Raw genomic sequence first — 24,319 nt, 5'->3', positions numbered from 1 at the left:
CCGCCGTCAGGCGAGCACGTCGAGAATTCGGTCGGCGACCGACGCCTTGCTGCCGCTCGCCTCCGCCACGATATCGCCGGAGGCCGACAGCACGACGACCGCGTTCTCCGCGCTGGCGAAACCCTCGTGCCAGCCGACCCTGTTGAGGACCAGGTAGTCGCAGCCCTTGCGGGCGATCTTCGCCCGCCCGAGCGCCAGCTGGGCGTCCGGGTCGGTCTCGGTCTCGGCCGCGAAGCCGACGACCACCTGGCCGCTGCGCCGGGCGATCGAGAGCTCGTGGAGGATGTCGGGATTGCGCACGAGCCGCAGCGCGAGCTCGTCGCCCTGCACGTCCTTCTTGATCTTCTCGTCGGCGACGACCGCGGGCCGGTAGTCGGCGACGGCCGCGGCCATGATGACGAGGTCGGCCGTCTCGGCGGCGAGCAGGGCCGCCTCCTGCAGCTCGGCGGTGGTCGACACGTTCTGCACGGTCAAGCCGTCGGCGGCGACCTCGAGGTTGGCGGCGATGAGGGTCACCTCGGCGCCGCGGCGGACGGCCGCCCGCGCGAGCTCGACGCCCTGGCGGCCGGTCGAGCGGTTGCCGATGAACCGGACCGGGTCGAGCGGCTCGCGGGTCCCTCCGGCGGTGATGACGACGCGACGGCCGGCGAGGTCCCCGGAGGCGCTCGGGCTCGATGCTGCGGCCAGCGCCGCCTCGACGATCTCGTGCGGCTCCGACATCCGCCCGGGACCGGAGTCGCGGCCGGTCAGCCGCCCGTCCGCCGGGCCGACGACGTGGATTCCGCGCTCGCGCAGCGTCGCCACGTTGGCCTGAGTCGCCGGATTGCGCCACATCTCGGTGTGCATGGCGGGCGCCACGACGAGCGGCGCATCGGAGGCGAGGATCGTGGTGCCGAGCAGGTCGTCCGACAGCCCGTGGGCGAGCTTCGCGAGGGTGTGCGCGGTGGCCGGCGCCACGACGATGAGGTCGGCCGACTGGCCGAGCCCGACGTGCCGCACCTCCGCGACGTGGTCGAAGAGATCGTCCGTCACGTCGTGCCGGCTGATGGCCTCCCATGTGGGGAGGCCGACAAACCGCAGCGCGGACGCGGTCGGCACGACGTGCACCTCGTGCCCCGCGAGCACGAACTCGCGAACGACCTGCACGGCCTTGTAGGCCGCGATCCCGCCGGCGACGCCGACGACGATCCTCATGGGAGGGGGGGCGATCGCTCGGATTACTCGGCGAGCGGCTTGAGGACGAGCTTGTCCTCGTTGATCTCGTGGAGTGCGACCGAGAGCGGCTTGTCGTCGATGGTCGAGTCGACGAGCGGCCCGACGTTGTCGAAGAGCGAGCCCTCGTGGAGGTCGGCGTAGTAGTCGTTGATCTGGCGGGCGCGCTTCGACGCGAAGATCACGAGCTGGTACTTCGAGTCGACGCGCGAGAGCAGCTCGTCGATCGGCGGGTCGATGATGCCGGAGTTCTTGTCGGCCATGGGAGGTCCCTCCTCGGGAAGCGGTCGGCGCACCCGAACGGGTCAGGGCACTTCGAGCAATTCTACGACCTCGCGCGCCGCGCGGCCGACCTCGTTGTTGACGACCTTGACGTCGAACTCGTCCTGGGCCTGCAGCTCGACCTTCGCGGTCTCGAGGCGGCGCGCCTGCTCGGCGGGGTCCTCGGTGCCGCGGCCGACGAGACGGCGCACCAGCTCGTCCCAGCTCGGCGGCAGGAGGAACACGAGGAGCGCCTCCGGCATCGCCGCGCGCACTGAGCGCGCGCCCTGCAGGTCGATCTCGAGCAGGACGCTCCGACCGGCAGCCAGGGCGCGATCGATCGGCGGCCGCGGCGTGCCGTAGCGGTACGCGTTGTGGACGGTGGCCCATTCGAGGAACTCGTGGTCGGCGATCATCCGGTCGAAGTCGGCGTCGCTCACGAAGTAGTAGTGCTGCCCGTCGACCTCGCCGGGGCGGGGCGGGCGCGTCGTGGCCGAGATGCTGAGCAGCACCTCGGGATAGTGGGCGCGGATGAACTGCGAGACCGTCCCCTTGCCCACGGCCGTCGGTCCGGCCAGCACGACCAGCCGGCTGTGCTCGCGGTTCCCGCCCGCCCGCCGCGGGCGCTCCCGATCCGTGAGCCAGCCCCGCAGCTTCTCGCGCTGACGCACGCCCAGGCCGCCGACCTTCTTCGCGGCGGCGATGCCGAGGTCCGCCATGATCCGGTCGGCCTTCGTGGGGCCGACGTTCGGGAGGCTGAGGAGCAGCTCCCGCACCCGCATCGTCGCCTCCGGGGTCGCGGGGTCACCGTCCCACGCGGCCTCCACGACGTCGATCGCGCGTCGCGCACGGACGGCGATGTCGTGCTTGACCGCGGCCCGTGCGCGGCGCGCGGCGACCGCGCGGCGCGACGCCGCGGCGCGGTCGACCTCGGGCGGAGTCCCTCCGCGACGGGACGGCTCCTCGGCGGTCACCAGCGCGCCTCCTCGACGTGACCGTCGATGGCGGCAGCGAGGCCCTCGGGGCCGGCCTCGAGGATGCTGCGGGAGGCGGCCGCGAGGACGAGTCCGGCCGCGTCGCCGAACAGCACGGGTCCGTCGGCCAGTCGGGCACCCTGCGCGCCGAAGCCGGGTGCGAGGATCGGCAGCCCGGCCAGTGCGGCGGTGTCGAGGCCCAGCTCCGCGAGCGGCGCCGTCGCACCGACGACGACCGCCTGCCCGGCCTCGCGGACCTCGTCCACCGTCGCGCGGGCGATCGTGCGTCCGTCGCGGCGCACCGCGCCCTGCAGCGGGACGGACTCCGGGTTGGAGGTGGCGGCGAGCACGAAGACGCCCTTGCCGGCGGCCTCGGCGCGCGCGAGGACCGGCGCGAGCGATCCGACGCCCTGGTAGGCGACCGCCGTCATGGCATCCGCCTCGAGGGCCGCGCCGGGGGTCAGCCACGCCTCCCCGTAGGCGTCGACGGTGGAGCCGATGTCGCCGCGTTTGACGTCGGCCAGCACGAACAGACCGGCGGCGCGGGCGGCGCCCATGACGTCCGCCAGGGCGGCATAGCCGTCGGCGCCGTGCCGCTCGAAGAAGGCGATCTGCGGCTTCACGACGCCGGCTCGGCCGCGGGCGGCCTCCACGACGCGGAGGCCGAGTTCGCGCGCCCCGCCCGCCGAGTCCTCCAGCCCCCAGTCGCGCAGCAGCCCGGCGTGCGGGTCGATGCCCACGCACAGCCGTCCGTGTTCCGCGACGACCGAGCGGATGCGGTCGGCGAACGTCACGAGGCCGCCGCCCGGGCCGCGCGGTCGCGTGCGTAGTCCTGCAGGCTCCGCACGCGGATCGGCTGCGACCGGCCCTCGAACGACGCGACGGCCGCGCCGACCTGGGCCATGGTCGTGAACAGCGGCTTGTCGGCGGCGACGGTGGCGGTGCGGATCTCGATGCCGTCGGCCCGCGCGCTGCGGCCCGAGGGCGTGTTGATCACGACGTCGATGCGGCCCTCGTTGATGAGGTCCACGATCGACGGCTCTCCCGGCGCCGCCTGCTGCTGCGAGTACTTGCGGACCGTCGTGGCCGTGATCCCGTTGCGGGCGAGCACCTCGGCGGTGCCCTCGGTGGCGACGATGTCGAAGCCGAGCTGCTGGAGCCGGAGGACCGGGAGCACGACCGCGCGCTTGTCGCGGTCGGCGACCGACACGAAGACGGTGCCGCCGTCGGGGAGGCCGCCGTAGGCCGCGTCCTGGCTCTTGGAGAAGGCGCGCGGGAAGTCCGCGTCGATGCCCATCACCTCGCCGGTCGAGCGCATCTCGGGCCCGAGCACCGAGTCGACGACGTGCCCCTCGCGGGTGCGGAAGCGCTTGAACGGGAGCACGGCCTCCTTGACCGCGACGGGCGCGTCGAGCGGCACCGACGAGCCGTCGTGCGCGGGCAGCAGACCGTCGCCGATGAGGTCGTCGATCGAGCGGCCGACCATGACGAGCGACGCGGCCTTCGCGAGCGGGATGCCGAGCGCCTTCGAGACGAACGGGACCGTCCGCGACGCGCGCGGGTTCGCCTCGAGCACGTAGAGCACGCCCGCGCCGATCGCGAACTGCACGTTGAGAAGGCCCCGGACGCCGATGCCCGCGGCGATCCGGCGGGTCGCCTCGACGACCTGGTCGAGGATGTCGCGGCCGAGCGTCACCGGCGGGAGCGTGCACGCCGAGTCGCCGGAGTGCACGCCGGCCTCCTCGATGTGCTCCATGATCCCCCCGACGTAGAGGCGGTCGCCGTCGTAGAGGGCGTCGACGTCGATCTCGATCGCGTCGTCCAGGAACCGGTCGACGAGGAGCGGCGAGCCGGGACCGATGATGGCCTGCTCGCGTACGCGGTCGAAGTAGTCCTCGAGCGCGTCGGTCGAGTACACGATCTCCATGCCGCGGCCACCGAGCACGTACGACGGGCGCACCAGCACCGGGTAGCCGATCGCCTCGGCGACCCGCACCGCGGAGGGCGCGTCGGTCGCGGTCCCGTTCTTCGGCGCCGTCAGCTGCGCGTCGTGGAGGATCCCCGCGAACAGGCCGCGCTCCTCGGCGAGATCGATGGCCGCGGGCGAGGTGCCGAGGATCGGCACCCCGGCCGCCTCAAGACCCTTCGCCAGGCCGAGCGCGGTCTGGCCGCCGAGCTGCACGACGACGCCGACCAGCTCGCCCGACCGCGACTCCGTGTGGATGACCTCCAGCACGTCCTCGAGCGTGAGGGGCTCGAAGTCCAGTCGGTCGCTCGTGTCGTAGTCGGTCGACACGGTCTCGGGGTTGCAGTTGATCATGATCGTCTCGAACCCGGCGTCGTGCAGCGCGAAGCTCGCGTGCACGCACGAGTAGTCGAACTCGATGCCCTGCCCGATGCGGTTCGGGCCGGACCCGAGGATGATCACCTTGCGCGCGTCGGACGGCTCCACCTCGGTCTCGAGGTCGTAGCTCGAGTAGTGGTACGGCGTGTACGCCGGGAACTCGCCGGCGCAGGTGTCCACCGTCTTGTAGACGGGGCGCACGCCCTGCTGCCAGCGCACGTTGCGCACCTCCTGCTCGGTGAGGGAGCGCAGCTCCGCGATCTGGGCGTCGGAGAACCCGTGGTCCTTGGCGAGCGTCATGAGCGACGCGTCGAGCGGTCGCAGGCTCGCGATCTCGGCCGCGACCTCGTTGATGAGCTGGATCTGGTCGAGGAACCACGGGTCGATCCCGGTGGCCATGTACGCCTCGTCGATCGTCGCGCCCGCCCGCATCGCCTGCTGCACCGTCACGATGCGGCCGTCGGTCGGGGTCGTCGCGATCTCGAGCAGCTCCGCCTTCGACCGGGGCTCATCGTGCCAGTGGAAGCTCGATCCGCGCTTCTCCAGCGAGCGCAATGCCTTCTGCAGCGCGGTCGTGTAGTTGCGGCCGATCGCCATCGCCTCGCCGACGCTCTTCATCGTCGTGGTGAGGGTCGCGTCCGCCGACGGGAACTTCTCGAACGCGAACCGCGGCACCTTGACGACGACGTAGTCGAGCGTCGGCTCGAAGCTCGCCGGCGTGACGCGGGTGATGTCGTTCTGGATCTCGTCGAGGCGGTACCCGATCGCGAGCTTCGCGGCGATCTTCGCGATCGGGAAGCCGGTGGCCTTCGACGCGAGAGCCGAGGAGCGTGACACGCGCGGATTCATCTCGATCACGATGACGCGCCCCGTGGCCGGGTCGACCGCGAACTGGATGTTGCAGCCGCCGGTGTCGACGCCGACGGCGCGGATGATCTCGATGCCGATGTCGCGGAGGTTCTGGTACTCGCGGTCGGTGAGCGTGAGCGCCGGGGCGACGGTGATCGAGTCGCCCGTGTGCACGCCGACCGGGTCGACGTTCTCGATCGAGCAGACGACGACCGTGTTGTCGGCGCGGTCGCGCATGAGCTCGAGCTCGTACTCCTTCCAGCCGAGGATCGACTCCTCGAGGAGCACCTCGGTGGTCGGCGACTGGTGGAGGCCGTCCGACACCATGCGGACGAGCTCGTCGCGGGTGTATGCGAAGCCGGAACCGAGGCCGCCCATCGTGAACGAGGGGCGGACGACCATGGGATACCCGAGGTCGTCGGCGGCGACGAGCGCCTCGTCGAGCGTGTGCACGATGTGCGAGCGCGCGACGTCCGCGCCGCATTCGAGCACCAGCTCCTTGAAGACCTGGCGATCCTCGCCTTTCTTGATCGCCTCGACCTTCGCGCCGATCAGCTCCACGCCGTGCTTCGCGAGGATGCCGGCCTCGTCGAGCGCGATCGCCGCGTTGAGCGCCGTCTGGCCGCCGAGGGTCGGCAGGATCGCGTCGGGCTTCTCCTTCACGATGATCGCCTCGAGCGACGCGTTGGTGATCGGCTCGACGTAGGTCGCGTCGGCGAAATCGGGGTCGGTCATGATCGTCGCGGGGTTGGGGTTGACGAGGATGACACGCACGCCCTCGGCGCGCAGCACGCGGCACGCCTGGGTGCCGGAGTAGTCGAACTCCGCGGCCTGCCCGATCACGATCGGGCCGGACCCGATGACGAGGACGGAGGAGATGTCGTCGCGCTTGGGCATCAGGCGTTGTCCTTCCGGTGCGCGAGCACCATGTCGCGGAAGCGGTCGAACAGGTAGTTGGCGTCGTGCGGACCGCCGGCGGCCTCCGGGTGGTACTGCACCGAGAAGGCGGGGATGTCGAGCGCGCGCAGGCCCTCGACGACGTCGTCGTTGAGGTCCACGTGGCTGACCTCGACGCGGCCGTAGCCGTTCGGGCTGTCGACGGGGCCGTCGAGGGGCGCGTCGACCGCGAAGCCGTGGTTGTGGGCGGTGATCTCGACCCGGCCGGTGGTCCGGTCGAGCACGGGCTGGTTGATGCCGCGGTGCCCGAACGGCAGCTTGTAGGTGCCGAAGCCGAGCGCGCGGCCGAGCAGCTGGTTGCCGAAGCAGATCCCGAAGAACGGCAGCCCCTGGTCGAGCACGCCCCGGAGGAGCGCGACGTGGTCGTCGGAGGCGCCCGGGTCGCCGGGGCCGTTCGAGTAGAACACCGCGACCGGGTCGATCGCGAGCACGTCCTCGAGCGTCGACGCCTGTGGGAGCACGTGCACCTCGAAGCCGCGGCGGGCGAGGTTGTCGACGGTCGCCTGCTTGATCCCGAGGTCGAGGATCGCGAGGTTGCCGATCCGCTCTCCCGCCGCGGGCGTGACGGTGTCGACCGCGACCGACACCGCGGCGGAGAGGTTCTGGCCGGTCATCTCCGGCGCCTGCCGGACGAGGTCGAGCTGCTGCTCCGGCGAGAGCACGGCGTCCGGGCCCGAGAAGACTCCGGCGCGCATGGCGCCGCGGTCGCGCAGGTGGCGGGTCACCGCGCGGGTGTCGATGCCGCTGATCCCGACGATCCCGTTCGTCTCGAGGTCGTCGTCGAGCGAGCGGGTGGCGCGGAAGTTGCTGACGATGCGGGAGGGGTCGCGCACGACGTAGCCGGCGACCCAGATCCGCCGCGACTCCGGGTCCTCGTCGTTGACGCCGGTGTTGCCGATGTGCGGCGCGGTCTGCACCACGATCTGGCCCGCGTAGCTCGGGTCGGTCAGCGTCTCCTGATACCCGGTCATGCCGGTCGCGAACACCGCCTCGCCGACGGTGCGTCCGCGCGCGCCGTAGGCGCGTCCGGTGTATCGGGTGCCGTCCTCGAGAACCAGGACGGCGGGATCGGTGGGCGTCATGCGGCCTCCCTCGTGTCGGCGGGCAGGAGCGGTTCGATCGCCTCGACGAGGGCCGCCGGGTCCTCGGGGCGCAGGTACGCGTCGACCTCGGCGGCGCCGAGTCGGAATCGGACGAAGACGAGCCCGTCGTTGCCGACGGCGCGATCGATCGTCCAGGTGGCCCGACCGATTCCGCGGAGGTCGGCGACCGGCACGAAGACCGGCTCCTCCCCCGCGATGTCGAGCCGCAGCCCCGAGTCGGCGACCGTCAGCTGCGCGCGGGCCCGGAACCCGAGGCCGTTCACGGCGATGCGGTCGAGCGGGGCGTCGGCGCGGGTGGTCGCGACGTAGAAAAGGTCGTCGCGGCGGAGGATCGTGCCGAGGTCGGCCGGCGGCGTCGCGGGTCGGGGGATGTCGGTCTGCCGGCGGCGTCGGGCGCGCCATCCGATCCCCATGCCGGTGAACGCGAGGGCGAGGATCACCACGACGACGAGCGCGTCAAGCAGCTTGTCCATGACGGGTCACCTCCTCCTCGGGGCGCAGCTCCCCGTCCAGCACGGTCGGCACGCCCGCGTGCACGGTCGCGACGACCCGGCCCGGCAGCTCGGTGCCCAGGTAGGGCGAGTTGACGCTCCGCCCGCGGAGGTCCGACGTCGCGAATGTGCGGCGCGCCGCCGGGTCGACCAGCGTGAGGTGCCCGGGCGCGCCTGCGGCGAACGGCGCGCCGTAGCCCGGGAGCCGCCCGATCGAGGCCGGCGCGCTCGACAGCACGCGGGCGACGTCGCCCCAGCCGAGGAGCCCGGTGTCGACCATGGCGGCCTGCACGACGCTGAGCGCCGACTCGAGGCCGACCATGCCGAAACTCGCCTCGGCCCAGGCTGCCTCCTTCGACTCGATCGGGTGCGGCGCGTGGTCGGTCGCCACGATGTCGATCGTGCCGTCGGCCAGCGCGGCCCGCACCGCCTCGACGTCCTCCGCCGACCGCAGCGGCGGGTTGACCTTGAAGCGGGCGTCGTAGGTCGACGCCAGCTGCTCGGTGAGGAGCAGGTGGTGCGGCGTGACCTCCGCCGTGACCGCGATCCCGCGCGCCTTCGCCCAGCGCAGGACCTCGACGCTGCCCGCCGTCGAGACGTGGCAGACGTGCAGGCGGGCGCCCGACTGCTCGGCGAGCAGCACGTCGCGGGCGATGATCGCCTCCTCCGCGACGCCGGGCCAGCCCGTGAGCCCGAGCTCGGAGCTCAGCTCTCCCTCGTTCATCTGCGCGCCCTCGGTGAGCCGCGGCTCCTGGGCGTGCTGGGCGACGACGCCGTCGAAGGTCGCGACGTACTCGAGGGCGCGGCGCATGAGCAGCGCGTCGGACACGCACTTCCCGTCGTCGCTGAAGACTCGCACGGCGGCGCGCGAGCGGGCCATGGCACCGATCTCGGCCAGCCGCTCGCCGGCGAGCCCGACGGTCACGGCGCCGACCGGCCGCACGGTCGCGTAGCCGTGCTGCGCGCCGAGGGAGGCGACCTGCTCGACGACGCCCGCCGTGTCCTGCACCGGAAAGGTGTTCGCCATCGCGAACACGGCGGTGAACCCGCCGGCGGCGGCCGCGCGGGTCCCGGTCAGGACGGTCTCGCTCGCCTCGAAGCCCGGCTCGCGGAGGTGGGTGTGCAGGTCGACGAGGCCCGGCAGCGCCTGGAGGCCGTCGGCGTCGATCCGGGTCGCCCCCGACGGCGCGGCGTCGACGACGAGCCCGCCCTCGAGGTGGAGGTCGCGGCGGGTGCCGTCCGGGAGCGTGACCCCGGTGAAGGTCAGGGCGGTCATGCGCTCTCCCCGCTGTGTCTGCCGGCACCGAGCACCAGGTACAGCACCGCCATCCGTATCGAGACCCCGTTCGCGACCTGGTCGAGCACGACCGAGCGGGCCGAGTCGGCCGCCGCGGACGAGATCTCGAGCCCGCGGTTCATCGGCCCGGGGTGCATCACCATCGTATCGGCGGGCAGTCGGGTGAGCCGCGCCTCGGTGAGACCCCACTCGCGGGCGTACTCCCGCTCGTTGGGGAAGAACGCGTCCTGCATCCGCTCGCTCTGGATGCGCAGCATCATGATCGCGTCGGGCCGGTCGGCGATCGCGGCGTCGAGGTCGGTGCCGGCGGTGACCGGCCAGCCGGCGACGCCCGGCGGGAGCAGCGTCCCGGGCGCGACGAGGTGCACCGACGCGCCGAGGGTCGTGAGGAGCCAGGCGTTCGAGCGAGCGACGCGGGAGTGCAGCACGTCGCCGACGATGGTCACGCGGAGGCCGTCGAGGTCCCGTCCGCGTGCGGAGTCCCCGTGGATCGTCTTGCGCATCGTGTACGCGTCGAGGAGCGCCTGCGTGGGGTGCTCGTGGGTTCCGTCGCCCGCGTTGACGACGGCGGCGTCGATCCAGCCGCCGTCGGCCAGCGTGCGGGCCGCGCCCGACGCGTGGTGGCGCATCACGACGGCGTCGACGCCCATCGCGGCGACGGTCTGTGCCGTGTCCTTGAGGCTCTCCCCCTTCGAGACGCTCGACCCTTTCGCGGTGAAGGTGATGACGTCGGCCGACAGCCGCTTCGCCGCCGACTCGAAGCTGAGCCGGGTGCGCGTGGAGTCCTCGAAGAAGAGGTTGGCGACCGTCCGGCCGCGCAGGGTCGGCAGCTTCGGCACGGCGCGCGTCGCCACGGCGGCCATGTCCTCGGCGATGTCGAGGATCCCGACCGCGTCGTCGCGGGTCAGGTCGCGCACGCTCAGCAGGTGCCTCACTCCGACACCACCACCTCGTCGGCGCCGTCGGTCTCGACGAGCCGGACGTTGACCCGCTGGGTGGGTGCGGAGGGCAGGTTCTTGCCGACGAAGTCGGGGCGGATCGGCAGCTCGCGATGGCCGCGATCGACGAGGACCGCGAGGCGGACCGCGCGCGGGCGCCCGAGGTCGCCGATCGCGTCAAGCGCCGCCCGGATGGTGCGGCCGGAGAAGAGCACGTCGTCGACGAGGACCACGGTCGTGCCGTCGACCCCGGAGGCCGGGACGCGCGTCGGCTGCGGAGCGCGCGTGGGCTGACGTGCGAGGTCGTCGCGGTACATCGTCACATCGAGCGAGCCGATCGCGGCCGCGCCGGGCTCCAGGCGCTCGAGGATGGCGCCGATCCGCTCCGCGAGCACGACGCCCCGGGTCGGGATGCCGAGGAGGACGAGCGGCGCATCCCCGCGATCGGATTCGAGGATCTCGTGCGCGATGCGCGTGAGCGCGCGGTCGATGTCAGCCTGCTGCAGCACGGGACGTGCCGGCATCCTGACCTCCTTCCCCGCCTCTCCGGACGGACTTAAAGGACGTCGTGTCACGACGATTCTAGCGGTGCCGGAAGAGCCACCGCTCCACCACGCTGATGATCGCGTTGGTGAGCGCGCCGAGGATCGCGAACAGGATGATCGCGAGGAACATCCGGTCGACGCGCCCGTTCTGCTGCGAGTCGGTGAGCAGGAACCCGAGCCCGATGGACGAGTTCGCGAGCTCCGCCGCGACGAGGAAGAGCCAGGACTGCGCGAGCGCGAGCCGCAGCCCGCTGACGAGCGCCGGCAGCACCGCGGGGAGCTGCACGGTGGTGAGCAGCCGCAGCCGTCCGAGTCCGAAGGCGCGACCCACCTCGACGAGGTGCGGGTCGACGTGCCGGAGCCCGTCGGCCAGAGCGGTGAACACGGGGAAGCTCGCGCCGATCGCGACGAGGGTGATCTTCGGCGTCTCGAAGATGCCGAGGTAGAGGATGAGCAGCGGCAGCCAGGCGAGCGACGGCACGGCGCGGAGGGCCGCGATCAGGGGCGCCAGCAGCACGTTGACGATGCGCGAGAGCCCCACCAGCGAGCCCAGGACGAGCCCGACGACGGAGCCGATCGCGAACCCGATCAGCACGCGCTGGGTCGAGATCGCGATATCGGTGTAGAGCAGCCCGCGGTGCAGCGGGTTGACCTGCAGATCGACGGCCGCGTTCCAGACGGCGGCAGGCGACGGCAGACGGTACGCCGGGATCGCCCCGCTCGCCGTGACCGCCCACCAGATCGCGATCAGGGCGACCGGAATGATCGCGCCGCCCACGATCGTCCACCAGCGCCGTGGTCCGGCGCCGCGGCGCACCGATCGCGCGGTCAGCTGCTGCTGCCGCGCGATCAGGTCGATCTCGATCTGCTCGACGGTCACTGGTTCGGCAGCTCCTCCGGGTCGGCCTTCTTCGCGAAGGAGGTGTCGTAGAGGGAGCCGAGCGCGGTGTCGATCTGCTGCTGCGAGGCGACGTCGCCGCTCTGGACGAAGATCGGGCCGACCACCTCGAGCACCTTCGTCTGCGCCGAGCCGGGCACCGGGTCGATGTCGAGCTTGGTGCGCTTCAGGGTCTCGGTGGCGACCGACTGGTCGATCCCGGCGGCCTCGGCGAGGATCTGCGCGACCTGGTCCGGGTTCTTCTGAGCGAACACGCGCGCCTCCTCGTACGCGTCGACGACGGCCTGGGCGAGGTCCGGCGAGTTCTTCAGGAAGTCCTCGCGGGCGTTGAGGAAGCCGTAGGTGTTGAACGACGGGTTGTCGTAGATGTCCTTCGACCCGGCGGTGAGGACGCTCGTCGTCAGGAGCGGGTCGAGACCCGACCAGGCGTCCACGGAGCCGTTCTCGAGAGCCGACTTGCCGTCCGCGTGGGGCAGGTTCTGGATCGAGACCTTGTCGAGCGGGATCTTGTACTTGGCGAGCGTCTGCAGCAGGAAGAAGTAGGGGTCGGTGCCCTTGAACGCGGCGATGCTCTTGCCCTCGAGCTGCTTCGGTGAGCTGATCTTCGAGTCCTTGCCGACGATGATCGCCGACCAGTCCGGCTGGGCGTAGACGTCGATGGTCTTGATCGGCGACCCGTTGCTGCGGGCGAGCAGCGCGGCGGAGCCGGCGGTCGAGCCGACGTCGATGGCGCCTGCCTGCAGCGCCTGGTTCGCGGGCGCCGACCCGGCCGACTTCACCCAGTTGACCTGGACCTTGCCGCCGAAGGCCTTCTCGAGGTACCCCTCCTGCTTCACGACGAGGCTCAGCGGGTTGTAGGTGGCGTAGTCGATGTTGAGGCTCGTCGCGCTCCAGCCGTTCGCGCCGAGCTTCTCGCCGGAGGCGGCGGGCTTCGGCGTCGTCGCGGCGCTCTGCTGCGATCCCTCGCCCGCTACGCAGCCGGTGAGGGCCAGGGCGACGGTCACGGCGAGAGCGCCGAGCAGGGCGGTGGTCTTCGAGGGGGTCATGCGGTCTGCCTCTTCGGGGTGGATGGGGTGCTGCGGCTGTGGTGGCTCGGCACGCCGAGCTGCTCGAGCAGCTCGGCGCGGAGGTCGGCCAGTCGGGCGTCGGTGCGATCGCGCGGGCGCCCGCCGGGGACGGTGTGGAGCGCGCGGATGCCGGACCCGGCATCCGGCGCATCGGCGCGCGGCCCGAGGACCACGACCGTGTCGGCCAGCGCGATGGCCTCGTCGACGTCGTGCGTGACCAGCACGATGGTGGCCGGTTCGGTGCGGTGCACGTCGAGCAGCAGGTCCTGCATCGTGAGCCGCGTCAGGGCGTCGAGCGCCCCGAACGGCTCGTCGAGCAGGAGCACGCCGGGGGTGCGCGCGAGCGCACGGGCGAGCGCGGCGCGCTGCGCCATCCCGCCGGAGATCTGGCGCGGCCGCAGCCCGCTCGCATCGGAGAGCTGCACGAGCTCGAGGAGCTCGCGCACGCGCTCCGAGCCGGCCTCGCCCGACGCGTCGCGCGGGAGGCCGAGCCGGACGTTGCGCTCCACCGTGCGCCACGGCAGCAGTCGGGGCTCCTGGAACGCGACCGCGCAGCGCTGGTCGACGTCGGCGACCGGGGTGCCGTCGAGGAGGGTGACCCCGTCGTCCGGGTGGTCGAGCCCGGCGAGCAGCCGGAGCAGGGTCGACTTGCCGCAGCCCGAGGGGCCGAGCAGCGCGACGATCTCCCCCGCCGTGATGTCCAGGTCGATCCCGCCGAGCACGCGTCGCGGCCCGAACCGCTTGCCGACGTCGCGCAGGCGCACGGGAAGCGCGGCGGAGGTGGGCATCCCCCGACGGTAGGGAACGGCGGGATGCCCGGCAAAAACGGGTCGTCACACGTCGTCACACTCGCCGAGGGAGGACAGAACGCGACCTGACCGTACGCTGGGGGGATGGCCGAGCCTGTCGACGACTCCACCGCCGCCCTGGCGCGGGCGCTGTCCTTCGCCATCGGGCGGGCCAACCGCCGCATGCTGGCGGCCGGGGAGGGTCTCGGTCAGGGGCATCTGAACGCGCTCGCCACGATCTTCCGGGTCGGGTCGATCCGCCCGGGCGACCTCGCGCAGCGGGAGTTCGTGAGCGCCCCGACGATGACCCGCACGCTCCGCGACCTCGAGGACCGCGGGCTGGTGTCGCGCACCGACGACCCCGTGGACGGGCGCTCGATCCTCATCTCGATCACCCCGGAGGGCGAGCACGAGGTGCTGCGCCGCCGCTCGGCACGCGCCGACATCCTGGCCGGACTGATCGACCGGCTCGACCGGTCGGACCGACAGGCACTGGAGGCGGCCCTCCCGGCGCTCGAGCACCTCGGGTCGGTCGATCTCGACGGCCCGATCTAGCCGCGCCGGCGCCTACTCGCTCTGCTGCGGGGCGGGCGAGCCCGACTTCGCGCGCGCGATCGCGGCGAGCAGGCCGTTGAGGAACCCGGCCGAGTCCTCGGTGCTGAGCACGGTCGCCGACTCCACCGCCTCGGCGATGGCGACCGGGTCGGGCACCTCGTCGTTGTACAAGATCTCCCACGCGCCGATCCGCGCGATCGTGCGGTCGAGCACCGGCATCCGGTCGAGGGTCCAGCCGTGCGCGTTCTCGATGATGACGGCGTCGAGCTCGCCGAGGTGGTCGGCCACGCCGGTCACGATCTCGCGGGCGTACGGCCACGACGACTCGCGCTCCGGGCGGGCCGTCGCGCGCTTCTGCTCCTCGGCGAGGAGGTCGGCGATCGGCAGGCCGCGGAGGTCGGCGCCGTAGAGGACGTCGAGGGCGCGCTTGCGCGCCTTGCTGCGGGCGCTCATGTGGGCTGCCGGCTAGTCGTTGACGCGGCCGAGGTAGTCGCCCGAGCGGGTGTCGACCTTGACCTTCGTGCCGGTCTCGAGGAACAGTGGGACCTGGATCTCGTATCCGGTCTCGAGCGTCGCGGGCTTGGTGCCGGCACTCGAGCGGTCGCCCTGCAGGCCCGGCTCGGTGTACGTGACCTCGAGGACGACGGAGGCCGGGAGCTCCACGTAGAGCGGCTCGCCCTCGTTGGTCGCGACCGTCACGGTCTGGTTCTCGAGCATGAAGTGGGCGGCGTCGCCGACGATGCTCGCCGGGATCGTGACCTGGTCGTAGTCGCTCGTGTCCATGAACACGAAGCCGTCGCCGTCCTTGTAGAGGTACTGGAAGTCGCGGCGGTCGACGGTCGCGAAGTCGATCTTGGTGCCGGCGTTGAAGGTGCGGTCGACGACCTTCCCGCTCATGACGTTCTTCATCTTGGTGCGGACGAACGCGCCGCCCTTGCCGGGCTTGACGTGCTGGAACTCGACGATGCTCCAGAGCTGACCGTCGATGCTCAGCACGGAGCCGTTCTTGATGTCGTTCGTCGTAGCCACGAGGGGAGAGTCTAACGGCGCTCAGGCGGCGAGGCCGACGGCCCGGAGCGCGAGCACGTAGGAGTCGAACCCGAACCCGGCGATGGTGCCGGTCGCGACCGCGCCGATGACGCTCGTGTGCCGGAACTCCTCGCGGGCCGCGGGGTTCGAGATGTGCACCTCGACGAGCGGGATCCCGGCCTTCGTCACGAGAGCGCAGGCGTCGCGGGTCGCGTAGCTGTAGTGGGTGAAGGCGGCGGGATTGAGGATCACCGGCTCCCCCGCGTCGACGGCGCCGTGCAGCCAGCCGATCAGCTCGGCCTCGTCGTCGGTCTGGCGGAGGTCGATCTCGACGTCGTCCGCGGCCGCGGCCGCGAGCCGGGTCCGGAGCTCGGAGAGGTCCTGGTGGCCGTACACGTCGGGTTCGCGGCTCCCGAGCCGCCCGAGGTTCGGTCCGTTCAGCACGAGCACACGCCGGGTCACGACGTCGACGTTACCGGTCACTCCGCGAGCTCCTGGTAGGCGGAGAAAAGAAGAGATTCGTCGGGACCCGAGATCGTGGTGGGACGGCCGATGTCGTCGAGGACGATGAACCGCAGCAGGTCGCCGCGGGCCTTCTTGTCGCGCTTCATCGTCGCGAGGAGCATCGGCCAGCGCCCCGCCGGGTACGTCGTCGGCAGGGTCAGCGACTCCAGGATCCGGCGGTGCCGCGCGACGCCCTCCTCCGAGAGGTTGCGGGTCAGCCGCGACAGCTCCGCCGCGAACACCATGCCGATGCCGACCGCGGCGCCGTGCCGCCACTGGTAGCGCTCCGCGTGCTCGATGGCGTGCCCGAGGGTGTGCCCGTAGTTCAGGATCTCGCGGAGCCCCTGCTCGGTGAAGTCCTCCCCCACGACCCGCGCCTTCAGCTCGATGGCGAGCTCGATCGCGCGACGGAACTGCGGCGTCCGCGGGTCGGTGGCGGCGTCCACGTCGGCCTCGACGATGTCGAGGATCTCGGTCTGCCCGATGAAGCCGGCCTTCACCACCTCGGCGTAGCCCGCCAGGATCTCGTTGCGCTCGAGTCCGTCGAGCAGGTCGAGGTCGCAGAGCACCGCCCGCGGAGCCCAGAAGGCTCCGACGAGGTTCTTGCCCTCGGCGGTGTTGATGCCCGTCTTGCCGCCGACGGCCGCGTCGACCATGCCGAGCACCGTCGTCGGGATGTGGACGACGTCGATGCCGCGCAGCCAGGTCGCCGCGACGAACCCCGCGAGATCGGTCGTCGCGCCCCCGCCGAGGCCGATGATCGCGTCGGACCGCGTGACGTCGGTCTGGCCGAGGATCTGCCAGCAGAACGCGGCGACCTCCACGCGCTTGGCGGCCTCCGCATCCGGGATCTCGGCCAGGAGCACCTGATAGCGGTCGCCGAGCTCGGCGCGCAGCTGGTCGGCGCGGGCGGCCAGGGTCGGCGGGTGGACGACGAGCAGCTTCTGCACGCGGGGGCCGAGGTGCTCGGCGACCGAGGTCCAGATGCCGCGGCCGACGAGCACCGGGTAGCCGGGTGTGCCCGCGACGCGGATCTCCGTGGTGCCCGTCGTGTCGTCGCTCATGCGCTCTGCCGCGTCCATGCGGCCACCTCCTCGGCGATCGTGGTCGCGGGCCGGCTCGACGTGTCGAACGCGATGTCGGCGAGCCGCTCGTAGATCGGCATCCGGGCGTCGCGGATGCGCACCCAGTCGTCGATCCCGCCCGCCACCAGGGGGCGCGCGCCTCCTGCGATGCGGGGCGCGACGGCCTCCGCCGACACGGTCAGCAGGACGACGCGCTGGTCGGCGAGGTCGGCCTGCGTCGCCGGGTCGAGCACCGCGCCCCCGCCGAGCGCCACCACCCCGTCGCCCTGCAGGGCCTCGGCCACCGCCGCGCGCTCCAGCTCGCGGAAGCGAGTCTCCCCGTGCTCCGCGAAGATCACCGCGATCGGTCCGTGCTCGGCGACGATCACCCTGTCGGTGTCGACGAACGGCACGTCGAGAAGCTTCGCGATGCGCTTGCCGATCCGGGACTTGCCGGCGCCCATCGGGCCGATCAGCACGAGCGCCGGGCTCATGACTCCGTCGCCGCCGGCTCCGGCACGGCCTCGGTCGCGGTGCGGAGGAGCTCCGGGATGCCGGCCAGGTAGGTCTCGAGGTTGCGCCGGGTCTCGGGCACCGAGTCGCCGCCGAACTTCTCGAGCACGGCGTCGGCGACGACGAGCGCCACCATCGCCTCGGCGACCACGCCCGCCGCGGGCACGGCGCAGACGTCCGAGCGCTGGTGGTGGGCGGGAGCCGCCGACCCGGTGGCGACGTCGATCGTGCGGAGCGCGTGCGGCACGGTCGCGATCGGCTTCATCCCGGCGCGCACCCGCAGGAGCGTGCCGGTCGACATGCCGCCCTCGGTGCCGCCGGCCCGGTTGCTCAGCCGGGTGATCAGCCCGTCGAGCTCGACGAGCTCGTCGTGCGCCGCGGACCCGCGGCGGCGGGCGGTGCGGAAGCCGTCGCCGACCTCCACCCCTTTGATGGCCTGGATGCTCATGATCGCCTCGGCGAGGCGCGCGTCGAGACGGCGGTCCCACTGGCCGTAGCCACCGAGCCCCGGGGGCACCCCGTAGGCCAGGACCTCGACGACGCCGCCGAGCGTATCGCCGGTGTCGTGCGCGTCGTCGACCTCGGCGACCATGCGGGCGGAGGTCGCCGCGTCGAAGCAGCGCATCGGGTCGGCGTCGAGGGCGGCCACGTCGTCCGGGCGCGGGAGGGCCGCGTCGTCGGGAGCCTCGACGGCGCCGACCGCGACGGTGTGGCTGACGAGCCGGATGCCGAGCCCACCGAGGAAGCTCTTCGCGACGGCGCCGAGGGCGACGCGCGCGGCCGTTTCGCGGGCGCTGGCCCGCTCGAGCACGGGGCGCGCCTCGTCGAAGCCGTATTTCTGCATCCCGACCAGGTCGGCGTGGCCGGGGCGCGGACGGGTGAGCGCGGCGCCGCGGGCCGTCTGCAGGACCGCGGGATCGACGGGATCGGCGGACATGACGTCCTGCCACTTCGGCCATTCGGTGTTGCCCACGCGGAGGGCGACGGGGCTGCCCATCGTGGACCCGTGCCGGACGCCGCCGGAGATGTGCAGCTCGTCCTGCTCGAACTTCATCCGGGCGCCGCGGCCGTAGCCGAGCTTGCGCCGCTGCAGGTCGGCCTGCACGAGGTCCGCGGTCACGGGCACGCCCGCGGGCAGCCCTTCGAGGATCGCGATCAGCTCGGGGCCGTGCGACTCCCCCGCGGTCAACCAGCGCAGCATGGGATCGATTCTTCCAGAGGACTCGGGTCGACGATGTCAGAGGCCGACGGCGGCGCGCATGGCGGTCAGCACGCGCGGCTCGTCGGGCAGCGCGGCGCCGTCGTCGCCGGTCGCGAAGATCCGCACCTGTCGGACGGCCTGGTGCAGCAGCATCTCGAGACCTGATACGACCGGTCGCCCGTCGGCGGTCCAGCGCAGAGTCCGCGGCGACGGCCCGTCCGCGTAGTGGACCTCGAGGAACGCGCCCGCATCGTCGACCTCGATCACGTCGATGAGATCGCCGGGCACGGTGTTGACCAGCAGGTCGACGCCCTCCGGGGCCGGATCGCCCACGGCGCGGAACCGCAGCGGGAGCTGCAGCGCATCGGCGATCCGCTGCAGCTCGTCGTCGGCCGCGCGACGTCCGGTCACGACGACCTCCGGGGCCCCGAGCCGCTCCGCCGCGACGAGCGTCGACGCCGCGGTCGCCCCCATCCCGAGGATGTGCACGCGACCCGCGCGCACGATGCCGTGGTCGGCGAGCGCGTCCACGATCCCGTCGACGTCGGTGTTGGATCCCCGCACCCCGTCGCCCAGCAGCACGGTGTTGGCGGCCCCGACCAGCTCCACGAGGGCGCTGCGCTCGGTGAGCATCGGCAGCACCTCGCGCTTGAGCGGCATGGTGAGCGACAGCCCGCGCCAGTCGTCGTCGAGGGTGTTGAGGAAGGCGCCGAGCGCGCCCTCGGGGACGTCGATCGCCTCGTAGCGCCAGTCGAGCCGGAGCTCGCGGTACGCCGCCGCGTGGAGCGCCGGCGACAGCGAGTGGGCGATCGGCGAGCCGAGGACGGCCAGCCGGGTCACTGGCAGTACGCCATGTTCTCGGCGCTCTGCCGGCACCACGCCTGCCACTGCTTGACCGCGGCGTCGTGCTCGGCCTGGGTCGTCGAGAACACGGTCTCGCCGGTCTTGAGGTTGACCGCGACGAAGTACAGCCACGGTCCGGGCGTCGGGTTCATCGCCGCCTTGATGGCGTCGTCGCCCGGCAGCGCGATGGGTCCGATCGGCAGCCCGGGATTCGCGTAGGTGTTGTACGGGTTGCTCTTGTCGGAGCGCTCCGTCCCGGTGGTTGTCACGTGATCGGTGCGGCCCGTGCCGTAGGAGACGGTCGCGTCCGACTGCAGCAGCATCCCCTTGTCGAGCCGGTTCTGGAACACCCGGGAGACCTTGCCCATGTCCGCGACGCTGCCCGCCTCGCGCTGCACGATGGAGGCCATCGTGAGCACCTTCAGATCGTCGCCGGCGGGCACCCCGTCGGCCTGCAGGTGCTGCTGCATCGTGGTGACGAGCTTCTGCAGCGCGGCCTGGGCGGTCGTGCCGGGGTCGAACGAGTAGGTCGCCGGGAAGAGGAAGCCCTCGATGCTCGGGAAGTCGGCGGGCACGCCGAGCGCCTGATAGTCCTTGGCGGCCGCCTCGAACTCGGAGACCGGCCTCCCGGTGGCGACCGACAGCTGCTTGTAGGCCTGTTCCGCCGTGATCCCCTCGCGGATCACGGCGCTGTTGACCACGCGGTTCTTCGGGTCCTTCAGCGCGGCGAGGGCGGCCGCGGCGGACATCTGCTTCTGCAGGGTGTAGCTGCCGGGCTCGAAGCTCTGGTTCGTCTTCAGCAGGATCCGGTACGCCGCCTCGTACGTCTTCGTGACGCCGGCGCGCTGCAGCTCCTTCGCGACGTCGGAGCCGATGTCGCCCGATTGGATGACGACGGTCGCCTTCTCGCCGTCGCCGTTCCCGGTGTAGTCGATCGACTCCTGGCAGAACGTCAGGACCTTGCAGACCTTGTCGTGGAACCCGAACCAGGCGACCGCACCGCCGCCGAGGACGAGTGCGACGACGACGATCAGCGCGACGAGCCCTCCCCAGCGGCGCTTCGGCCGGGTGAGGGCATACGGGTCCTGGTCGCGGCCACGGCCCCGCCCGCGCTGCGGCGGAGCCGGCGGCTGGGCCGCGCCGCCGTTCGCGCGCGCCTCGGCCTCCCGCAGCTCGCGGCGGCTGAGCGGCTGATCGGTCGACGTCGTCACCGCCGCGCGCGCGGCCTGGGCCTGGGCGGCGTTCGCCTGGGCGGCCGCGACCGCGTAGGGATCCGACAGGCGTGCCGTCGGGAACTCCTCGGAGACGGGCTCCGGCGCCGCGGGCGTCTCGGACGGGCGCTGCGGCTGCCCGCCGAAGATCTCGTCCCAGCTGGGTTCGGCCACGGCTCAGCTTCCTTCGTCGGGATCGACCGGAGCCCCCGGAGCACGTCCGGAAGCACGCTCCGAGTCGAGGGCGTTCTGCAGGATGATAACAGCGGCCACCTGGTCGATCACGGCCCGGGACGCCTTCGTCGACCGGCCGGAGCGGTGCAGCTCGCGCTGCGCGGAGACCGTCGACAGGCGTTCGTCGACGAGCCGCACGGGCACCGCGACGCGGCGCGCGAGCTCGCCGGCGAAGGCGCGCGCGTCGCCCGTGGACGGCGTATCGGCGCCGGTGAGCGAGAGCGGGAGCCCGACCACGATCTCGAGCGGGCCCAGCTCCGCGACGATCGCCGCGATCCCCTCGAGCGCGCCGTCCCGGGCGAGCGTCTCGATCGGCGTGGCCAGGAGCGCGTCGCGGTCGCTGCGGGCCACCCCGACGCGGGCGCGGCCCACGTCGACGCCGATCCGGATGCCCGTCCGCACCTCCGCCATCCGGGGTCAGCCGCGCAGCGCGGCCGTTACGCCCTCGAGCGCGGTGCCGATGGCCGACGCGTCCGAGCCGCCGCCCTGGGCCATGTCGTCCTTGCCGCCGCCTCCGCCGCCGAGCGTCGTCGCCGCCTGCTTGACGAGGGCTCCGGCCCTGGCGCCGAGCTCACGAGCGGCCGGTGAGGTCGCGATGACGATCGACGGCTTGCCGTCGACGCGCGCCGCGATCGCGGTGACCGACGGCTCCGAGCCGAGACGCTCCCGAACGCTCGTGACGAGCGAGCGGAGGTCGTCGGCGGAGCCGAGCTCCCCCGCGTCCTCGACCACGGCGAGGTAGGGCCCGACGCGGGTCGCCGTCTCGATGAGGGCGGGCACGCGGCCCGAGAGCCGGCTCGCCTCGAAGGCGGCGATCTTCTTCTCGGCGGCCTTCAGCTCCTGCACGAGCGACTCGATGCGCGCCGGCAGCTGGTCGCGCGGGATCTTGAGCGACGAGGTGAGCTGCGACACGATCGCGCGCTCCGTCGCCAGGTCCTGGAACGCGTCGGCGCCGACGAGCGCCTCGACACGGCGGTTGGTGGAGCCGACGCTCGACTCGCTGACGAGGTTGACGAGCCCGACCTCGCTCGAGCGACCGACGTGGATGCCGGCGCAGAGCTCCCGCGACCACGGGCCGCCGATGTCGACCATGCGCACGGTGTCGCCGTACTTCTCGCCGAACAGGGCCATCGCGCCCGCGGCGCGGGCCTCGTCGATCGGCAGGATCCGGGTCACCACCTCGAGGTTGTCCCGCACCGCGTTGTTGGCGATCTCCTCGATCTCGCTGCGGGTCGCCGGGCTGAGCGCCTGATTCCACGAGAAGTCGAGCCGCATGTAGCCGGCGCGGTTGAACGAGCCCGCCTGGTGCGCCTCCTGACCGAGGGTCTGGCGGAGCGCCGCGTGGATGAGGTGCGTGGCCGAATGCGCCTGGCTCGCACCGCGCCGGTAAACCGGGTCGACGAGCGTCGTCGCGACCTCGCCGACCGCGACCTCGCCCGAGCGGACCTGCACCGTGTGGCTGATGAGGCCCGGGACCGGGCGCTGGACGTCGAGGACGTCGAGCTCGAAGCCCGTGCCCACGATGGTGCCCTCGTCGGCGGCCTGCCCGCCGGACTCCGGGTAGAGCGACGACTCCGCGAGGATGACCTCCGCGACCTGGCCGGCCGACGCCCGGTCGGCCGGGTGGCCGTCGACGACGATGCCGAGCACGCGCGTCTCGGTCGTCAGGGTGTCGTAGCCGGTGAAGACCGTCTCGCCGGCGGCGCGGAAGTCGCCGTACACCGAGAGGTCGGCCAGCGCCCGCTTCTTCGCCTTCGCGTCGGCCTTCGCGCGGGAGCGCTGCTCGGCCATGAGCGTGTCGAACGCGCCGCGGTCGACGGTGAGCCCCGCCTCCTCGGCGATCTCGAGCGTCAGGTCGATCGGGAACCCGAAGGTGTCGTGGAGGAGGAACGCGGTGTCGCCGGGCAGCTTCTCGCCGCCCTCGGTCTTCGTCTCGGCGATCTTCGTGTCGAGGATCGTCGTGCCGCTGGCGAGGGTCTGGAGGAAGGTCTCCTCCTCGCCGAGCGCGAGACGCTCCGTGCGGTCCCACCGCTCGAGGATCTCGGGGTAGCCGTCCTTCATCGCGTCGCGGGACGCCGTGAACAGCTCGCGGAAGCTCGGCGCGTCGACGCCGAGCAGGCGCATCGAGCGGATCGAGCGCCGCATGAGGCGCCGCAGGATGTAGCCGCGGCCCTCGTTCGACGGGGTGACCCCGTCGGTCATCAGCATGAGGCTCGAGCGCACGTGGTCGGCGATGATGCGCATCCGCACGTCGTCGTCGTGGTCCGCGCCGTACCGCCGGCCGGACATCTCCGCTGCCATGTCGAGCACCGGGCGCACCTGGTCGATCTCGTACATGTTCTCGGCGCCCTGCTTGATGAAGGCGAGGCGCTCGAGGCCGGCACCGGTGTCGATGTTCTTCTTCGGGAGCGGGCCGATGACGTCGAAGTCGACCTTCGACGTCACGTTGGCGATGAGCTCCTGCATGAACACGAGGTTCCAGATCTCGATGAACCGGTTGTCGTCGGCCGCCGGGCCGCCGTCGCGGCCGTAGGCGGGGCCGCGGTCGAAGAAGATCTCGGAGTCCGGGCCGCCCGGGCCGGGCTGACCCGTGTGCCAGTAGTTGTCCTCCGCACCGAGCCGCTGGATGCGCTCAGGCTTCAGCCCGATGACGTCGCGCCAGATCGACTCGGCCTCGTCGTCGGTCTCGTAGATCGTGACCCAGAGGTCTTTCTCGTCGAGGCCGAGGCCGCCCTCCGACTCCGACGTGAGCAGCAGCTCCCAGGCGAGCTCGATCGCGCCCTGCTTGAAGTAGTCGCCGAACGACCAGTTGCCGAGCATCTGGAAGAACGTGCCGTGGCGAGCGGTCTTGCCGACCTCCTCGATGTCGTTCGTGCGGATGCACTTCTGCACGTCGGCGGCGCGCGGGTACGGCGCCGGCACGACACCGGTCAGGTACGGGATGAACGGCACCATGCCGGCGATCGTGAAGAGGATCGACGGGTCGTCGCTGACGAGCGACGCCGAGGGCACGATGGTGTGGCCGCGGTCACCGAAGAAGGTGAGCCAGCGGCGTTGGATGTCAGCGGTCTGCACGGTGCTTTCCTACGCGGGCGGTCGGGATGAGATGGGGCGTCCGGGCCGCCGGTGCTGCACCGGCGCCGCGGACTACTTGGCTCGCTTGGTGATGTCGACGACGGCGGCCTGCGCGTCCGCCACGACCTCGCGCAGCTCCGACTCGCGGGCCTTGTAGCCGTCGACGACCGCGTCGCCGAACTCGCGCGCCTTGGCGTCGACGCTCTCGAAGAACTGCTTACCCTGCGGGGTCTTCGAGACCTGGTGGGCGACGACGAACCCGGCGGCCACGCCGATGAGGAGAAGCAGGAAGCCCTTCATGCGCTCCACCCTACGCGAAAGGCCCCGGGCGAACCCGGGGCCTCTCGTCGGCGGATCCTGGTGGAC

General features: G+C 72.2%; 25 protein-coding genes. 1 reads left to right on the top strand and 24 read right to left on the bottom strand.

Annotated features, from left to right (window positions below):
- Positions 1 to 6: 6 nt before the first annotated feature.
- The 13 genes from coaBC to ACTHM3_RS09045 are packed head-to-tail and all read right to left on the bottom strand — an operon-like array spanning position 7 to position 13,724.
- Positions 7 to 1,194, bottom strand: coding sequence for a bifunctional phosphopantothenoylcysteine decarboxylase/phosphopantothenate--cysteine ligase CoaBC (gene coaBC / locus ACTHM3_RS09105; protein ID WP_440405774.1), 1,188 nt, complete (start codon positions 1,192 to 1,194; stop codon positions 7 to 9).
- A gap of 23 nt (positions 1,195 to 1,217) precedes the next feature.
- Positions 1,218 to 1,475, bottom strand: a complete 258-nt coding sequence (rpoZ, locus tag ACTHM3_RS09100; protein WP_440405773.1) for a DNA-directed RNA polymerase subunit omega — start codon at positions 1,473 to 1,475, stop codon at positions 1,218 to 1,220.
- A gap of 42 nt (positions 1,476 to 1,517) precedes the next feature.
- Positions 1,518 to 2,450, bottom strand: coding sequence for a guanylate kinase (gene gmk, locus ACTHM3_RS09095; protein ID WP_440405784.1), 933 nt, complete (start codon positions 2,448 to 2,450; stop codon positions 1,518 to 1,520).
- Positions 2,444 to 3,241, bottom strand: coding sequence for an orotidine-5'-phosphate decarboxylase (pyrF, locus tag ACTHM3_RS09090; protein WP_440405772.1), 798 nt, complete (start codon positions 3,239 to 3,241; stop codon positions 2,444 to 2,446). The genes gmk and pyrF overlap by 7 nt, the downstream gene beginning before the upstream one ends.
- Positions 3,238 to 6,537, bottom strand: coding sequence for a carbamoyl-phosphate synthase large subunit (carB, locus tag ACTHM3_RS09085; protein ID WP_440405771.1), 3,300 nt, complete (start codon positions 6,535 to 6,537; stop codon positions 3,238 to 3,240). The genes pyrF and carB overlap by 4 nt, the downstream gene beginning before the upstream one ends.
- Entirely contained in the window at positions 6,537 to 7,679 is a 1,143-nt protein-coding gene (carA, locus tag ACTHM3_RS09080) for a glutamine-hydrolyzing carbamoyl-phosphate synthase small subunit (protein ID WP_440405770.1), read from the bottom strand. Before carA ends, carB begins: the two co-directional genes overlap by 1 nt.
- Positions 7,676 to 8,173, bottom strand: coding sequence for a PH-like domain-containing protein (locus ACTHM3_RS09075; protein WP_440405769.1), 498 nt, complete (start codon positions 8,171 to 8,173; stop codon positions 7,676 to 7,678). The genes carA and ACTHM3_RS09075 overlap by 4 nt, the downstream gene beginning before the upstream one ends.
- Positions 8,157 to 9,467, bottom strand: a complete 1,311-nt coding sequence (locus ACTHM3_RS09070; protein WP_440405768.1) for a dihydroorotase — start codon at positions 9,465 to 9,467, stop codon at positions 8,157 to 8,159. Before ACTHM3_RS09070 ends, ACTHM3_RS09075 begins: the two co-directional genes overlap by 17 nt.
- Complete coding sequence (locus tag ACTHM3_RS09065) at positions 9,464 to 10,423, bottom strand: aspartate carbamoyltransferase catalytic subunit (RefSeq protein ID WP_440405767.1); 960 nt, start codon at positions 10,421 to 10,423, stop codon at positions 9,464 to 9,466. Before ACTHM3_RS09065 ends, ACTHM3_RS09070 begins: the two co-directional genes overlap by 4 nt.
- Positions 10,420 to 10,950: a bifunctional pyr operon transcriptional regulator/uracil phosphoribosyltransferase PyrR gene (gene pyrR, locus ACTHM3_RS09060; RefSeq protein WP_440405766.1), complete on the bottom strand. Its 531-nt coding sequence runs from the start codon at positions 10,948 to 10,950 to the stop codon at positions 10,420 to 10,422. The genes ACTHM3_RS09065 and pyrR overlap by 4 nt, the downstream gene beginning before the upstream one ends.
- Positions 10,951 to 11,008: 58 nt before the next feature.
- Positions 11,009 to 11,851 (bottom strand): ABC transporter permease, encoded by an 843-nt coding sequence (locus tag ACTHM3_RS09055; RefSeq protein WP_440405765.1) that lies wholly within the window; start codon positions 11,849 to 11,851, stop codon positions 11,009 to 11,011.
- Positions 11,848 to 12,915, bottom strand: a complete 1,068-nt coding sequence (locus tag ACTHM3_RS09050) for an aliphatic sulfonate ABC transporter substrate-binding protein (protein ID WP_440405764.1) — start codon at positions 12,913 to 12,915, stop codon at positions 11,848 to 11,850. The genes ACTHM3_RS09055 and ACTHM3_RS09050 overlap by 4 nt, the downstream gene beginning before the upstream one ends.
- Positions 12,912 to 13,724 carry an ABC transporter ATP-binding protein gene (locus tag ACTHM3_RS09045; protein ID WP_440405763.1) on the bottom strand — a complete coding sequence of 271 codons (813 nt, stop codon included), beginning with the start codon at positions 13,722 to 13,724 and terminating at the stop codon, positions 12,912 to 12,914. Before ACTHM3_RS09045 ends, ACTHM3_RS09050 begins: the two co-directional genes overlap by 4 nt.
- 105 nt (positions 13,725 to 13,829) lie before the next feature.
- Between ACTHM3_RS09045 and ACTHM3_RS09040 the strand changes: the two genes are divergently transcribed.
- Positions 13,830 to 14,279: a MarR family winged helix-turn-helix transcriptional regulator gene (locus tag ACTHM3_RS09040; protein WP_440405762.1), complete on the top strand. Its 450-nt coding sequence runs from the start codon at positions 13,830 to 13,832 to the stop codon at positions 14,277 to 14,279.
- 12 nt (positions 14,280 to 14,291) lie between these two features.
- Here the strand turns inward: ACTHM3_RS09040 and nusB are convergent, their stop codons facing one another.
- From nusB to ACTHM3_RS08985, 11 genes are all read right to left on the bottom strand, one after another.
- Positions 14,292 to 14,732 carry a transcription antitermination factor NusB gene (gene nusB, locus ACTHM3_RS09035; RefSeq protein ID WP_440405761.1) on the bottom strand — a complete coding sequence of 147 codons (441 nt, stop codon included), beginning with the start codon at positions 14,730 to 14,732 and terminating at the stop codon, positions 14,292 to 14,294.
- A 12-nt stretch (positions 14,733 to 14,744) separates the two neighbouring features.
- On the bottom strand, positions 14,745 to 15,308 hold the full coding sequence (efp, locus tag ACTHM3_RS09030; RefSeq protein ID WP_440405760.1) for an elongation factor P: 564 nt from the start codon (positions 15,306 to 15,308) through the stop codon (positions 14,745 to 14,747).
- Positions 15,309 to 15,329: 21 nt separating this feature from the next.
- Entirely contained in the window at positions 15,330 to 15,791 is a 462-nt protein-coding gene (locus tag ACTHM3_RS09025) for a type II 3-dehydroquinate dehydratase (protein ID WP_440405759.1), read from the bottom strand.
- Positions 15,788 to 16,894 carry a 3-dehydroquinate synthase gene (aroB, locus tag ACTHM3_RS09020; protein ID WP_440405758.1) on the bottom strand — a complete coding sequence of 369 codons (1,107 nt, stop codon included), beginning with the start codon at positions 16,892 to 16,894 and terminating at the stop codon, positions 15,788 to 15,790. The genes ACTHM3_RS09025 and aroB overlap by 4 nt, the downstream gene beginning before the upstream one ends.
- Positions 16,873 to 17,370 (bottom strand): shikimate kinase, encoded by a 498-nt coding sequence (locus ACTHM3_RS09015; RefSeq protein WP_440405757.1) that lies wholly within the window; start codon positions 17,368 to 17,370, stop codon positions 16,873 to 16,875. Before ACTHM3_RS09015 ends, aroB begins: the two co-directional genes overlap by 22 nt.
- A complete protein-coding gene (gene aroC, locus ACTHM3_RS09010; RefSeq protein WP_440405756.1) occupies positions 17,367 to 18,590 on the bottom strand; it encodes a chorismate synthase in 1,224 nt (407 codons plus the stop codon). Before aroC ends, ACTHM3_RS09015 begins: the two co-directional genes overlap by 4 nt.
- Before the next feature lie 36 nt (positions 18,591 to 18,626).
- Positions 18,627 to 19,430: a shikimate dehydrogenase family protein gene (locus ACTHM3_RS09005; RefSeq protein WP_440405755.1), complete on the bottom strand. Its 804-nt coding sequence runs from the start codon at positions 19,428 to 19,430 to the stop codon at positions 18,627 to 18,629.
- The gene (mltG, locus tag ACTHM3_RS09000; protein WP_440405754.1) at positions 19,427 to 20,818 is read right to left on the bottom strand and encodes an endolytic transglycosylase MltG; all 1,392 of its coding nucleotides are present in this window, start codon (positions 20,816 to 20,818) and stop codon (positions 19,427 to 19,429) included. The genes ACTHM3_RS09005 and mltG overlap by 4 nt, the downstream gene beginning before the upstream one ends.
- A gap of 3 nt (positions 20,819 to 20,821) precedes the next feature.
- Positions 20,822 to 21,289, bottom strand: coding sequence for a Holliday junction resolvase RuvX (gene ruvX / locus ACTHM3_RS08995; RefSeq protein WP_440405753.1), 468 nt, complete (start codon positions 21,287 to 21,289; stop codon positions 20,822 to 20,824).
- 6 nt (positions 21,290 to 21,295) lie between these two features.
- Complete coding sequence (alaS, locus tag ACTHM3_RS08990; RefSeq protein ID WP_440405752.1) at positions 21,296 to 23,953, bottom strand: alanine--tRNA ligase; 2,658 nt, start codon at positions 23,951 to 23,953, stop codon at positions 21,296 to 21,298.
- A 72-nt stretch (positions 23,954 to 24,025) separates the two neighbouring features.
- Positions 24,026 to 24,253 carry a hypothetical protein gene (locus ACTHM3_RS08985; RefSeq protein WP_440405751.1) on the bottom strand — a complete coding sequence of 76 codons (228 nt, stop codon included), beginning with the start codon at positions 24,251 to 24,253 and terminating at the stop codon, positions 24,026 to 24,028.
- Between the last annotated feature and the right edge of the window lie 66 nt (positions 24,254 to 24,319).

It is taken from the genome of Pseudolysinimonas sp. (assembly GCF_051954455.1).
Lineage (GTDB): Bacteria > Actinomycetota > Actinomycetes > Actinomycetales > Microbacteriaceae > Pseudolysinimonas.
This window is presented reverse-complemented; position numbering and strand designations above follow the sequence as displayed.